We start from the raw sequence: 12,820 nt of genomic DNA, 5'->3' as shown, positions 1-12,820 counted from the left end.
GGCATTTGCCGCGAGATTACGAGCTAGCGATTCGCTGGCTGGAGCCGTCTTTTCTCAAAAACATTGAGAGCCTCGGACGCCCGGCCAACAGCCGACGGGTATCCATATGGAATTGCGCCTTTACGATACGCTGAGCCGGGACAAGCGCACCTTCGTGCCGCTCGATGCGAAGAACGTCCGCATGTATGTCTGCGGACCGACCGTCTACGACTTCGCCCATATCGGCAATGCGCGGCCGGTGATCGTGTTCGACGTGCTGTTTCGGCTGCTGCGCCATCTCTATGGCGAGGCGCACGTGACGTATGTCCGCAACATCACCGACGTCGACGACAAGATCAACGACCGCGCCGCGCGCGATTTTCCGGGGCTCCCGCTCAACGAGGCGATCCGCAAGGTCACCGAGCAGACCGGCAAGCAGTTTCACGCCGACGTCGACGCGCTCGGGGCGCTTCGGCCGAGCGTCGAGCCGCGCGCGACCGAGCATATCGGCGAGATGCGCGAGATCATCGAAAGGCTCATCAAGGGCGGCTTTGCCTATGCTGCCGAGGACCATGTGCTGTTCTCGCCGCAGGCGATGAACGCGGCCAATTCCGGCCTGCCGCGCTATGGCGCGCTGTCCAATCGCTCGCTGGACGAGATGGTCGCCGGCGCCCGCGTCGACGTCGCGCCCTACAAGAAGGGCAATACCGACTTCGTGCTGTGGAAGCCGTCCAAGCCGGGCGAGCCGTCATGGCCGTCGCCGGCCGGCATCGCTGCGCAGGGTCGCCCGGGCTGGCATATCGAATGCTCGGCCATGGCCTGGAAGCATCTCGGCGAATATTTCGACATCCACGGTGGCGGTATCGACCTCGTGTTTCCGCATCACGAGAACGAGGTCGCGCAGACCTGCTGCGCCTTCCACCAGGAGCGCATGGCGAACTACTGGATGCACAACGGCTTCCTCCAGGTCGAGAGTGAGAAGATGTCGAAGTCGCTCGGCAACTTCGTCACCATCCACGAATTGCTCGCAGACTGGCCGGGCGAGGTGCTGCGCCTGAACATGCTGAAGACGCATTACCGCTCGCCGATCGACTGGACCCTGAAGTCGCTGGAGGAGAGCGCCAGGACGCTCGACGACTGGTATCGGGTCGCGGCCGACGCCGAGCCCGGCCAGCCGGCCGCGTCCGTGGTCGAGCCGCTGCTCGATGACCTCAACACGCCGCTGGCGATCGCGGCGCTGCACGGCCTGCGTGGCAGCGACGTGATCGCGTTGGCGGGCTCGTTGCGCCTGCTCGGCTTCCTCTCCGAAAGCGCTGCGCAGTGGGAAGGGCGCAAGCAGCAGGCCAGCGGGGTCGATGCCAGGGAAGTCGAGCGCCTGATCTCGGAGCGGACGGCCGCCCGTAGCCGCAAGGACTTCAAAGAGTCCGACCGCATTCGCGATCTGCTTGCCGCGATGGGCGTTGCGATCAAGGACTCCAAGGACGGGACGACCTGGGAGGTCGCGCGATGAAGCGGCCCGACACGCCTTTTCCGCGGCACTGGCTCTATTACATCGCGCTGAAGATCCTGCTGCTCGTGGCCGCCGTGGCGCTGGCGCTGAAACTCTATGGGATGTGGTGAAGACGATGGGACAGACTTTGCCAAAGCCCGGCTTGCGACCGTTCCTGCCTGATGACGTGCCGGTTCTCGCCGCGATCTTCACGGCAAGCATCGAGGAGCTGACCGGCGAAGACTACAACGAGGCGCAGCAGCAGGCCTGGATGGAGGCGGCGGAAAGCGAAGAGTTCGGCAAGCGGCTCGCGGCCGATCTCACGCTGGTCGCCACGCTGGAGGGCTCGCCCGTCGGCTTCGCCTCGCTGCGCGGGGCCGATCACATCCATATGCTCTATGTGCATCCCGCCGTGACCGGTCAGGGCATCGCGACCATGCTGGTGGACGCGCTGGAAAAGCTCGCCGGCGGCCGTGGCGCGACTAGCCTGTCCGTCGATGCCAGCGACACCGCGCAAAACTTCTTCGCCAAGCGCGGCTATGTCGCCATGCAGCGTAACAGCATCACCATCAACGACGAGTGGCTCGCCAACACCACGATGAAGAAGACGCTCGGAGCGGCGCAATGAGCAAGGAGCGTCTCTATCTGTTCGACACCACGCTGCGCGACGGGGCGCAGACCAACGGCGTCGATTTCACCCTGACCGACAAGCAGGTCATCGCGGCGATGCTCGACGATCTCGGCATCGACTATGTCGAAGGCGGCTATCCCGGCGCCAATCCGACCGACACCGAGTTCTTCGGCACCAAGCCCAAGCTCAAGCATGCGCGCTTCACCGCCTTCGGCATGACACGCCGGGCAGGGCGCTCGGTCTCCAACGATCCCGGCGTGGCCGGGCTCCTCGAAGCGAAGGCCGACGCGATCTGCTTCGTGGCGAAGTCCTCGGCCTATCAGGTGCGCGTCGCGCTGGAGACGACGAAGGAAGAAAATCTGGCGTCGATCCGCGACAGCGTCGCGGCGGCGAAGGCAGCGGGCCGCGAGGTCATGCTCGACTGCGAGCATTTCTTCGACGGCTACAAGGAGGATTCAACCTTCGCGCTCGCCTGCGCCAAGGCCGCCTATGAGGCCGGCGCGCGCTGGGTGGTGCTGTGCGACACTAATGGCGGCACCATGCCGAACGAGATCGAGGCCATCGTCACCGAGGTGACGAAGCACATCCCGGGCGACCATGTCGGCATCCACGCCCATAACGACACCGAGCAGGCCGTGGCCAATTCGCTGGCCGCGGTGCGCGCCGGGGCGCGGCAGATCCAGGGCACCTTGAACGGCCTTGGCGAGCGCTGCGGCAACGCCAATCTGTGCTCGCTGATCCCGACGCTGAAGCTCAAGAAGGAGTTTTCCGACGCCTTCGAGATCGGTGTCACGCCCGAAAAGCTCGCAACTCTCGTCAAGGTCTCGCGCACCCTCGACGACATGCTCAACCGCGTGCCGAACCGGCATGCGGCCTATGTCGGCGAGAGCGCCTTCGTCACCAAGACCGGCATTCATGCTTCCGCCGTGCTGAAGGACCCGCAGACCTACGAGCATGTGCTGCCGGAATTGGTCGGCAATCATCGCAAGGTGCTGGTGTCAGACCAGGCCGGACGCTCCAACGTCATCGCCGAGCTGGACCGGGCCGGCATTGCCTACGAGAAGAGCGATCCCAAGCTGACGCGGCTGGTTGAGGAATTGAAGGAACGTGAGGCTGCCGGCTACGCATATGAATCCGCCAACGCCTCGTTCGATCTGCTGGCGCGCCGGACGCTCGGCAAGGTGCCGCATTATTTCGAGGTCGAGCAGTTCGACGTCAATGTCGAGCAGCGCTACAATTCGCACGGCGAGCGCGTCACCGTCGCCCTTGCAGTGGTCAAGGTCGACGTTGCCGGCGAGCGCTTGATCTCGGCCGCCGAAGGCAACGGCCCCGTCAACGCGCTCGACGTCGCGCTGCGCAAGGACCTCGGCAAGTACCAGAAGTACATCGAGGGCCTGACGCTGATCGACTACCGCGTCCGTATCCTCAACGGCGGCACCGGCGCGGTCACGCGCGTGCTGATCGAGAGCGAGGACGAGAACGGCGATCGCTGGACCACGGTCGGCGTGTCCCCGAACATCATCGACGCCTCGTTCCAGGCACTGATGGATTCGGTGATCTACAAGCTGGTGAAGTCGGGGGCGCCGGCGTAGGGGACGGCAACGTAAGGGACGGCGCGGCCACAAACGCCGTCATTGCGAGGAGCGAAGCGACGAAGCAATCCAGAATCGTTCCGCGGAGGGACTCTGGATTGCTTCGCTGCTCGCAATGACGAGGGGAGGGAGCACGGCATATGATCGACCACATCTCCGTCGGCGTCACCGATCTCGATCGCTCTGCAAAATTCTACGAGACGACGCTCGCGGCCCTCGGGCTCGCGCGCCTCGTCGTGCGGCCGCGGACGGTCGGCTTCGGCAAGGCCTATCCGGAGTTCTGGATCAATCTGCGCGAGGGTATGCCGCACGTGGCAGCGGAGAGCGGCGTGCACATCTGCCTGCGGGCGAAGACGACGGCCGAGGTCGATGCGTTTCACGCCGCGGCGCTGTCCGCCGGCGGTGCGTCCGACGGCGCGCCAGGCATCCGTCCGCATGACCGCGTTCGCTACTACGCGGCCTTCGTGACCGATCCCGATGGCAACCGGATCGAGGCGGTGACGTTTCCGGCGGAGTAAGGCGCTAGAGCTTGCGCGCCACTTCCGGGGCGAGCTGCGTTTCAGATTCGGCGATCTGTGCCGCTGCCGCTTTCAGCTTCGGCAGAATATCCTCGACGCGATCGGCCTTGAGGATGTCGACCGAAAGGCCGGCGCGGATGAACTCAGTCTGGCGCATGTGCGACAGCAGCGAAAACAGCGGCTCCCAGAAATTGTCGATGTTGGCTAGCAGCACCGGCTTGGCGTGACGGCCGAGCTGTTTCCAGGTCAGCTGCTCCACCAGCTCTTCGAGCGTGCCAACGCCGCCCGGCAGCGCCACGAAGGCGTCGGAGCGCTCGAACATCAGCCGCTTGCGCTCGTGCATGTCGGGGGTGACGATCATCTCCTGCACGCGGGTCAGCGCGTTCTCGCGCTTCCGGAGGAATTCAGGAATGATGCCGGTGACGGTGCCGCCGTGATCGAGCACGGAGGTCGCGACCGAGCCCATCAGGCCGAGCGAGCCGCCGCCATAGACCAGGCGGACGTTGTTCTCGGCGAGAGCCTTGCCGAACGCCTTGGCGCCTTCGGTGAAGCTGGGATTGGTTCCTGGGCCGGAGCCGCAATAGACGCAGACAGTTTTGATCGTGCTCATTGGTGCCATGATGCATTGCAGCGCAGGGGCGTCAAGCCCAATCGGTGATTCGGATCACCCGGAAATCTACCGGTAAATGGCGACAAACAATCAAAGATTCGCCATCTGGCGGGGTGCACTGGCATCGGGAAGGCTCTATATGACGGGCGAAAACCGCAAATCGTAACGCTGCCCGCACCCGGCGGGCTTTCAGGCTTCTTGATGGACCAACCTCAATCGTTCGACGGCGCAGACGTTCCCGATCCTCCCGCAGGGGGATCGCTGGAGCGAGCCACGCTGATGGGCACGCTGGCGCATCTGTGGCCCTATATCTGGCCGGGCGACCGTTTCGACCTGAAGATGCGGGTGGTCTGGTCGATGGTGCTGCTGCTCGCCGCCAAGCTGATCACGTTGACCGTGCCGTTCAGCTTCAAATGGGCGACGGATGCGTTGACCGGCGCCAACACCGCACCGGTGCAGCCCGACAACTGGCACCTCTGGGTGATCGCCTCGCCATTGCTGCTGACCGCAAGCTATGGCGTGACGCGCATCCTGATGGCGGTGCTGACGCAATGGCGCGACGGCATCTTCGCTCGCGTCGCCATGCATGCGGTGCGCAAGCTCGCCACCATCACCTTCATCCACATGCACGAGCTGTCGCTGCGCTTTCACCTCGAGCGCAAGACCGGCGGCCTGACGCGCGTGCTCGAGCGCGGCCGCGAGGGTATCGAGGTCATCGTGCGCATGGTGATCCTGCAGCTGATCCCGACCATCGTCGAGGTCACGCTGCTATTGGCGGTGCTGCTGTGGCAGTTCGACTGGCGCTACGTCGTGGCGACGCTGATCACGGTCGCGGTCTACATGTACTACACCTACATCGCGACCGAGTGGCGGATCGGCATCCGCCGCAAGATGAACGATTCCGACACCGAGGCGAACACCAAGGCGATCGACTCGCTGCTCAACTACGAGACCGTGAAATATTTCAGCGCGGAGACGCGCGAGGCGCAGCGTTACGACAAGTCGGTCGCGCGCTACGAGGAGTCGAGCGTTCAGGCCTATACCTCGCTCGCGGTGCTCAACACCGGCCAGGCCGTGATCTTCACGCTCGGGCTGACCGCGACCATGCTGATGTGCGCGATCGGCGTGCGCAACGGCACCAACACGGTCGGCGATTTCGTGCTGATCAATGCCATGATGATCCAGCTCTACCAGCCGCTGAATTTCATGGGCATGGTCTATCGCGAGATCAAGCAGGCCATCATCGACATCGAGAAGATGTTCAACGTGCTGGGCCGCGAGGCCGAGATCAAGGACGTGCCCGACGCGCAGCCGCTGGTGGTCTCGGCCGGCAATCTGCGTTTCGAGGACGTGCGCTTCGCCTATGAGCCGACGCGGCCGATCCTCAAAGGCATCAGCTTCGAGGTGCCGGCCGGCAAGACGGTCGCGATCGTCGGCCCGTCGGGGGCGGGCAAGTCGACCATCTCGCGTCTGTTGTTCCGCCTCTACGACATCTCCGGCGGCAAGATCCTGATCGACGGCCAGGACATCCGCGAGGTCACGCAGGCCAGCTTGCGCGCCTCGATCGGCATGGTGCCGCAGGATACGGTGCTGTTCAACGATACCATCCGCTACAACATCCGCTACGGCCGCTGGGATGCCGATGATGCCGAGGTCGAAGAGGCGGCGCGGCTGGCGCAGATCGATCATTTCATCCGCATGGCGCCGATGGGTTACGAGACCCAGGTCGGCGAGCGCGGCCTGAAGCTCTCGGGCGGCGAGAAGCAGCGCGTCGCCATCGCGCGCACCGTGCTCAAGGCGCCGCCGATCCTGGTGCTGGACGAGGCGACCTCGGCGCTCGACACCCACACCGAGCACGAGATCCAGGGCGCGCTCGACCGCGTGTCGAAGAACCGCACCTCGCTGGTGATCGCGCACCGGCTGTCCACCATCGTCGGCGCCGACGAGATCATCGTGCTGGACCAGGGCCGGATCGCCGAGCGGGGCACCCACGCCAAGCTGCTCGTGCAGGGCGGCCTTTACGCCAGCATGTGGAACAGGCAGCGCGAAGCCGAGGCGGCACGGGAGAAACTGGCCAAGATGGCGGATTCCAGCGAGGCGCCCAACCGGGAGCCGCCGCCGGTCGACGACGCCCTCGCGACATCAGCGGCCGCGGAGTGACCTTGTCTCGGGTCCCAACTCTGGCCTAAACAACTCCACCGCGCGGGGGTGACCCGGCGCCATCAACTTCCAGGCGGCAGATAGCGATGTCCATCCTCGATTCGATCCAGCGTCAGATCCCGCCGATCCACAAGGAGGGCTATCCCTTCATTGGCGGCTTTGCGCTGGCAAGCCTGATCCTGTTCTGGCTGTGGTCGCCGCTCGGGTGGATCGGCACGATCCTGACCGTGTGGTGCGCGCTGTTCTTCCGCGACCCCGTGCGCGTGACGCCGGTGCGCGAGGGGCTCGTGGTGTCGCCGGCCGACGGCCGCGTCTCGATGATCACCATGGCGCTGCCGCCGGCCGAGCTCGGGCTCGGCGACCGGCCGCTGCCGCGCATCTCGGTGTTCATGAGCGTGTTCAACTGCCATGTGAACCGCAGCCCGATCGCGGGCAGGGTGGACCGTATCGCCTACCGGCCGGGCCTGTTCATCAACGCCGAGCTCGACAAGGCGAGCGAGGACAATGAGCGCAACTCGCTCGTGATCACGACGCCGACGGCCAAGATCGGCGTGATCCAGATCGCGGGGCTCGTCGCCAAGCGCATCGTCTGCTTCGTCAGGGAAGGGCAGGCGATCGGGGCGGGCGAGCGGTTTGGCCTGATCCGCTTCGGCTCGCGCCTCGACGTCTACCTGCCCCTGGGTACCAAGGCGCTGGTGTCGGAAGGGCAGACGGCGATCGCCGGAGAGACGATTTTGGCCGATCTTGCCGGGGACGACCCAAGCCGCGCCTACCGCGCCAATTAACCATTGGTAGGTGCATCAGGGCCTTCCGCCGCAATGGCGGAGGGGGACGGGGCTTGCTATATCTCGCCTTGAGGTAATCCATGACCCCCTACGACTTCAAAGATCCCGACGTGCGCCGCCGGCGGTTCCGCCCGATCCCGGTGCGGATGCTGGTGCCCAACGTCATCACGCTGCTGGCGATCTGCGCCGGCCTGACCTCGATCCGGCTGTCGATCGAGGGGCGGATGACGCTTGCGGTCTACGCCATCGTGTTCGCGGCCGCGCTCGACGGCATCGACGGCCGCGTCGCGCGCATGATCAAGGGCCAGTCCAAGTTCGGCGCCGAGCTCGACAGCCTCGCCGACTTCGTCAATTTCGGCGTCGCGCCCGGCTTGATGCTGTACTTCTGGCAGCTGCACGAGCTCGGCAATGCCGGCTGGATCGCCGCCATGGTGTTCGCGATCTCCGGGGGCTTGAGGCTCGCGCGCTTCAACGCCACCATGGACGATCCGAACAAGCCGGCCTTCGCCGCCAATTTCTTCACCGGTGTGCCGGCGCCGGCCGGCGCGATCACCGTGCTGCTGCCGATCTACGTCGCGTTTCTCGATCTCGGCCGGCTGCCCGCGGCGGTGACGGCGGCCTACACGCTCTTGATCGCCTTCCTGATGGTGTCGCGCCTGCCGGTATTCTCCGGCAAGACCAAGCGCATGCGCGTGCCGCCCGAGCTGGTGCTGCCGGCGTTCGTCGCGGTGATCGTGTTCATCGCTATCCTGATCGCCTATCCCTGGCACGTGCTGTCGATCGGCACGGTGCTGTATCTGCTCGGTTTGCCGCTCGGCTACAAATCCTACCGCGACCAGGCGCGCGCGATGGCGGCCACCGCGCCGTCCGGAGGCGAGGTCCCGTCGCCGCCTTCGGCGCCGACGCTGGCCAATTTGTCGGAGCCGCCGCTCGACGATGACCGGCCCGGACGGCTGCACTAAAGCGCGATGAGATTTGGCTGAATCGTCATCGCGCTTTAGGTCGTTGTTTGAGCATGATCTTTTCGGAAAACCGCTGCGCACTTTTCCGGATCATGCACTGAGCGGTTTTCGCGGATATCTGCCATGAAGGCGGCCGAGTTGGGTTGACGCCCGATCTCGGCTATATCGCCCTGTGCCGGCGGCACCGCGCCAACAGCGGCCGCCAATCTGGGAGAGAACGCCGTGACTGATACCGCGACCGGGCCGCTGCCCGCTGCCGTCCTCGAAGCGCTGGGCCGCTATGACACCCCGACGATCTGCAATGCCATGGAGATCGTGGCGCCGGAGCGCCGGTTGATCGGCTACACCACCAAGCAACTGGTCTGCCCATTTCCCGACCTGCCGCCGATCGTCGGCTATGCCCGCACGGTTGCGATCCGCTCGGTGCTGAAGTCCTCGCTGCCGGCCGAAGAGCAGTCCAAGCGGCGCATCGAATATTACGAATATGTTGGCACCGGCCACGGTCCGCGCATCTCGGTGATCCAGGACATCGACGGTCCCGACGTCGGCTACGGTGCGTTCTGGGGCGAGGTGCAGAGCAACGTGCACAAGGCGCTCGGCTGCCTCGGCGTCATCACCGACGGCTCGATCCGCGACATCCCGCAATGGGCCCCGGGCTTCCAGGCGCTGGCCGGCTCGATCGGCCCGTCGCATGCCTGGGTGCATGCGGAAAGTTTTGGTGGCGAGGTGCGCGTCGCCGGCATGACCGTGAAGTCCGACGATCTGATCCATGCTGACCAGCACGGCGCCATCGTGATCCCGCTCGACATCGCCGCAAAGCTGCCCGAGGCCGCCGAACTCTGCGGCCGCCGCGAGACGCCGATCCTGGAGATCGCGCGCAGCCCCGACTTCTCGCTGGAGAAGCTGAAGGCCGCGCTGAAGCGCTCGACGGAGATTCACTAACGGGCGACCGAACGACTTAGGGCCGCGTTGCCGGCCGTGGGCCGCCCTGTTCCGTCAGAAACAGGGCGGCCTGATCCGGCTCGCCGAAGACTGCGGCGGCGCATCCGATCAGGGTGAAGCCGCCGGCGAGATCCCAGAGGGTGATGTCGTCGCCACCATCAGGGACGTGAATCAAGCGCGCTGCGATCACGGCAAAGCCGGCCTCGACAAACAGCAAGACGCTGAACGCCGGCAGGACGAGCCCTGGCTCGAGCAGGTGGAGCGCCAGTACCGCGGGCAGCGCGGTGAGAAGACCGAACAGCGTCAACATGGCAAAACGGCTCCTGCGATGGAGCATGCCGCCCGGCGATACAATACTGCATGATCTCTCGTCGCGGATGTGGCGCAGGGCCGCAGTCGGAGGACGCACAATGAAGATGACTGGCAAAACCGTCCTGATCACCGGTTCGACGGACGGCGTCGGCCGCTACGTCGCGCGTCGGCTGGCCGAAGCAGGTGCGAGGGTCCTGCTCCACGGCCGCGATGCCGTGCGCGCGAAGGCGCTGATCGACCAGATCGTGCAGGCCGGCCACGCTGCGCCGACATTCTACCAGGCCGACTTGTCGTCGATGTCAGGCACGCGAGAGCTCGCTGCGGCCGTTCTCCGCGATCACCGGCGTCTCGATGTGTTCGTCAGCAACGCCGGCATCGGCTCGCAGAACGACGGACCGCAACGGCAGGAGAGTCCGGACGGCTACGAACTGCGCTTTGCCGTGAATTACCTCTCGGGCTTCCTGCTTGCGCACTTGCTGCTGCCGCTGTTGACGTCCGCAGCACCTTCGCGCGTCGTCAATGTTGCCTCCCTCGGTCAGCATCCGATCGATTTCGACGACGTCATGATCGGCAGGGGCTACAGCGGCTCGCGCGCCTACGCGCAGAGCAAGCTCGCGCAGATCATGTTCACCATCGATTTCGCGGAGGAATTGAAGCGCATGGGCATCACCGTCAACGCGCTGCATCCGGCCACCTACATGAACACCACGATGGTGCGCGCCGGCGGCATCACGCCGATCTCGACCGTGGAGCAGGGCGGTGCGGCGATCCTGCACCTCGTCGAAGGCGACGATGTCGCCGGCAAGAGCGGGATGTTCTTCAACGGCATGAACGAGACGCGCGCCAATCCGCAGGCCTACGATGCCGGCGCGCGCAGGCGCCTGCGGGCACTCAGCCTCGAGCTGACCGGGCTTTCGTCCTGAGCTGCCGTCCTGGCGCCCCGCGATCATGGTTAGCGAAGTGTTGAGATTCCCGTCGGTCGCGGGCAAAGCCGGCGTCCTGTCAGCGCGCTGCGCCGGTCTGGCGCCCCGGCTCAACTTAACCTTTACGCGGCTTTAAGGGGGGCACTCTAGGGTTTCCGATGCGGTTCGGGGTTGGGCCGCGCCAGCGGCCAGGACGGCCGTTGTTGCGTTCGCGTTGGAGTGTCCCATGGATATCATGACGAGCGTCGGGCTCATTGCGGGCATCATCGTCATTACGGCGATGATCTTCATGGGCGGCGACCTCCACATGTTCATCTCCGAACATGCCATGATCATCATCTTCGGCGGCTCGGTCTCGGCCACCATGATCCGCTTTCCGCTCAGCGCGCTCCTGCACGGCCTTCCGCTCGGCGCCAAGTTCGCTTTCACCATGAGCCGCCTGTCGGCGCACGACCTCGTCGACGAGCTCGCCCGCATCGCCGAGATCGCCCGCAAGCAGGGCCCGGTCGGCCTCGAAAAGGTCGAGACCGACGAGCCGTTCCTGGCCAAGGGGATCCGCTACGTCGCCGACGGCTACGACCTCGACTTCATCCGCGACAATCTCGAGCGCGACCGCGACAACTTCCTCATGCACCTCGACGAAGGCAGCAAGATCTACCGCGCCATCGGCGACTGCGCTCCGGCCTTCGGCATGATCGGCACCCTGATCGGCATGGTGCAGATGTTCGCCAACATGACCGATCCCTCCAAGCTCGGCCCGTTCATGGCGACCGCGCTGCTCGCAACCCTGTACGGTGCGCTCGTCGCGAACCTGTTCTGTCTGCCGATCGCCGACAAGCTGCACGGCAAGCTGCTCGACGAGGAAACCAACCGCACGCTGATCATCGACGGCATCCTGATGATCCGTGACTCCAAGAGCCCGACGCTCGTGCGCGAAATGCTGCTGGCTTATTTGCCGGAGAAGCATCGTCACGCCGAGGGCGAGCCGGTGCCGGCGTAAAGCCGCCGCCCGGGATCTCGAGAGATGGCCAAGAAGAAGCGCGGCGATGCTCACGGTGGCGGTCACGGCTGGTTCGTGACCTTCGCCGACCTGATGGGCCTGATGATGAGCTTCTTCGTGATGCTCGTCGCGTTCTCGACGCAGGACGCCAACAAGCTGAAGATCGTTGCCGGCTCCATGCGCGACGCATTCGGCGTGCAGAGCGAGGCGCGCTACGCCGGTATCGTCGAGTCCGACGGCCTGCCGACCCGCCCGCGGCTGAAGAACGTCGACCACATCCAGCCCGAGGACGCCTCCAACACGCCGACGCCGGATCAGGAGGACCGCGACCGCACGTCGGGCGCGAAGATCAAGGTCGACCGCAATTTCGCGCTCGCCGCCGCCTCGCTGCGCCAGGCGCTGCAGGACATGCCGGAACTGACCGAGATGTCCAAGCACATCATGTTCGAGGAGACCAAGCAGGGCCTCAACCTGGAGATCGTCGATCAGGATGGCCGCTCGATGTTCGCCGACGGCTCCAAGGTGCCGTATGACCGCACCCGCCGCCTGATCGAGAAGCTCGCGATCCCGCTGAAGGCCACGCCGCTCCGTGTCTCCATCGCCGGCCACACCGCGGCCGGATTCGTGCCGACCCGCAGCGACTATGGCGCCTTCGACCTGTCGGCCGATCGCGCCAATGCCGTGCGTCAGATCCTCGAACGCGAGGGCCTGCCGCCGTCCCACGTCTTCGCCGTCGCCGGCAAGGCCGACACCCAGCCGTTGTTTCCAGACGATCCTTCGCTCGCGGCCAACCGGCGGGTGACGATCACGCTGATGCGCGAGGATCCGCCGCTGCCGCCGAATTTGAAGCCGTAGAGCGTTTCGCGCGAAGCGGCCGCCGGTTTCGCGTGAAGAAAACCCGTCAAACCCAGAATCTC

Annotated in this window: 12 protein-coding genes and 1 pseudogene; 11 read left to right on the top strand and 2 right to left on the bottom strand. The window is 65.2% G+C overall.

Annotation, left to right across the window (positions count from 1 at the left end):
• Positions 1-106 precede the first annotated feature (106 nt).
• The 4 genes from cysS (at position 107) to AB7Z56_RS27220 (ending at position 4,209) form a co-directional block, all read left to right on the top strand.
• Positions 107-1,489 (top strand): cysteine--tRNA ligase, encoded by a 1,383-nt coding sequence (cysS, locus tag AB7Z56_RS27235; RefSeq protein ID WP_441256547.1) that lies wholly within the window; start codon positions 107-109, stop codon positions 1,487-1,489.
• Between the two features lie 115 nt (positions 1,490-1,604).
• Positions 1,605-2,096, top strand: coding sequence for a GNAT family N-acetyltransferase (locus AB7Z56_RS27230; RefSeq protein WP_166352298.1), 492 nt, complete (start codon positions 1,605-1,607; stop codon positions 2,094-2,096).
• Positions 2,093-3,691 (top strand): citramalate synthase, encoded by a 1,599-nt coding sequence (gene cimA / locus AB7Z56_RS27225; RefSeq protein ID WP_439036190.1) that lies wholly within the window; start codon positions 2,093-2,095, stop codon positions 3,689-3,691. Before AB7Z56_RS27230 ends, cimA begins: the two co-directional genes overlap by 4 nt.
• A gap of 140 nt (positions 3,692-3,831) precedes the next feature.
• A complete protein-coding gene (locus AB7Z56_RS27220) occupies positions 3,832-4,209 on the top strand; it encodes a VOC family protein (protein WP_441256546.1) in 378 nt (125 codons plus the stop codon).
• A 4-nt stretch (positions 4,210-4,213) separates the two neighbouring features.
• Here AB7Z56_RS27220 and AB7Z56_RS27215 read toward each other — a convergent pair whose 3' ends face one another.
• Positions 4,214-4,819: a TIGR00730 family Rossman fold protein gene (locus AB7Z56_RS27215; protein ID WP_071915130.1), complete on the bottom strand. Its 606-nt coding sequence runs from the start codon at positions 4,817-4,819 to the stop codon at positions 4,214-4,216.
• 201 nt (positions 4,820-5,020) lie between these two features.
• On the opposite strand from AB7Z56_RS27215, the gene AB7Z56_RS27210 reads away from it, so the two are divergent.
• The 4 genes and pseudogenes from AB7Z56_RS27210 (at position 5,021) to AB7Z56_RS27195 (ending at position 9,668) form a co-directional block, all read left to right on the top strand.
• Positions 5,021-6,979, top strand: coding sequence for an ABCB family ABC transporter ATP-binding protein/permease (locus tag AB7Z56_RS27210; RefSeq protein WP_441256545.1), 1,959 nt, complete (start codon positions 5,021-5,023; stop codon positions 6,977-6,979).
• Between the two features lie 77 nt (positions 6,980-7,056).
• A pseudogene (locus AB7Z56_RS27205) lies at positions 7,057-7,764 on the top strand (phosphatidylserine decarboxylase); the annotation flags it as partial.
• An 80-nt stretch (positions 7,765-7,844) separates the two neighbouring features.
• A complete protein-coding gene (locus AB7Z56_RS27200) occupies positions 7,845-8,726 on the top strand; it encodes a CDP-alcohol phosphatidyltransferase family protein (protein ID WP_028146689.1) in 882 nt (293 codons plus the stop codon).
• A gap of 222 nt (positions 8,727-8,948) precedes the next feature.
• Complete coding sequence (locus AB7Z56_RS27195) at positions 8,949-9,668, top strand: RraA family protein (protein ID WP_063983976.1); 720 nt, start codon at positions 8,949-8,951, stop codon at positions 9,666-9,668.
• 16 nt (positions 9,669-9,684) lie between these two features.
• Here the strand turns inward: AB7Z56_RS27195 and AB7Z56_RS27190 are convergent, their stop codons facing one another.
• Positions 9,685-9,978, bottom strand: a complete 294-nt coding sequence (locus AB7Z56_RS27190; protein WP_063983975.1) for a hypothetical protein — start codon at positions 9,976-9,978, stop codon at positions 9,685-9,687.
• Positions 9,979-10,078: 100 nt separating this feature from the next.
• Between AB7Z56_RS27190 and AB7Z56_RS27185 the strand changes: the two genes are divergently transcribed.
• The 3 genes from AB7Z56_RS27185 to AB7Z56_RS27175 all read left to right on the top strand — a co-directional run bounded on the left by AB7Z56_RS27185 (position 10,079) and on the right by AB7Z56_RS27175 (position 12,758).
• Positions 10,079-10,903: an SDR family NAD(P)-dependent oxidoreductase gene (locus tag AB7Z56_RS27185; protein WP_441256544.1), complete on the top strand. Its 825-nt coding sequence runs from the start codon at positions 10,079-10,081 to the stop codon at positions 10,901-10,903.
• A gap of 226 nt (positions 10,904-11,129) precedes the next feature.
• The gene (locus tag AB7Z56_RS27180; RefSeq protein WP_028146686.1) at positions 11,130-11,903 is read left to right on the top strand and encodes a motility protein A; all 774 of its coding nucleotides are present in this window, start codon (positions 11,130-11,132) and stop codon (positions 11,901-11,903) included.
• Between the two features lie 24 nt (positions 11,904-11,927).
• Positions 11,928-12,758, top strand: coding sequence for an OmpA/MotB family protein (locus AB7Z56_RS27175; RefSeq protein ID WP_063983973.1), 831 nt, complete (start codon positions 11,928-11,930; stop codon positions 12,756-12,758).
• The last annotated feature ends 62 nt before the right edge of the window (positions 12,759-12,820 follow it).

Origin of the sequence: Bradyrhizobium sp. 482_C4_N1_8 (genome assembly GCF_052075965.1) — a bacterium.
Classification (GTDB): Bacteria; Pseudomonadota; Alphaproteobacteria; order Rhizobiales; family Xanthobacteraceae; genus Bradyrhizobium; species Bradyrhizobium barranii.
Note: the sequence above shows the minus strand (reverse complement) of the source record. Positions and strands in the feature narration are given on the sequence as shown.

Coding starts and splice junctions, on each gene's coding strand:
- cysS (WP_441256547.1), top strand. CDS start 107: ATGGAATTGCGCCTTTACGATACGCTGAGCCGGGACAAGCGCACCTTC.
- AB7Z56_RS27230 (WP_166352298.1), top strand. CDS start 1,605: ATGGGACAGACTTTGCCAAAGCCCGGCTTGCGACCGTTCCTGCCTGAT.
- cimA (WP_439036190.1), top strand. CDS start 2,093: ATGAGCAAGGAGCGTCTCTATCTGTTCGACACCACGCTGCGCGACGGG.
- AB7Z56_RS27220 (WP_441256546.1), top strand. CDS start 3,832: ATGATCGACCACATCTCCGTCGGCGTCACCGATCTCGATCGCTCTGCA.
- AB7Z56_RS27215 (WP_071915130.1), bottom strand. CDS start 4,819: ATGAGCACGATCAAAACTGTCTGCGTCTATTGCGGCTCCGGCCCAGGA.
- AB7Z56_RS27210 (WP_441256545.1), top strand. CDS start 5,021: ATGGACCAACCTCAATCGTTCGACGGCGCAGACGTTCCCGATCCTCCC.
- AB7Z56_RS27200 (WP_028146689.1), top strand. CDS start 7,845: ATGACCCCCTACGACTTCAAAGATCCCGACGTGCGCCGCCGGCGGTTC.
- AB7Z56_RS27190 (WP_063983975.1), bottom strand. CDS start 9,978: ATGTTGACGCTGTTCGGTCTTCTCACCGCGCTGCCCGCGGTACTGGCG.
- AB7Z56_RS27185 (WP_441256544.1), top strand. CDS start 10,079: ATGAAGATGACTGGCAAAACCGTCCTGATCACCGGTTCGACGGACGGC.
- AB7Z56_RS27180 (WP_028146686.1), top strand. CDS start 11,130: ATGGATATCATGACGAGCGTCGGGCTCATTGCGGGCATCATCGTCATT.
- AB7Z56_RS27175 (WP_063983973.1), top strand. CDS start 11,928: ATGGCCAAGAAGAAGCGCGGCGATGCTCACGGTGGCGGTCACGGCTGG.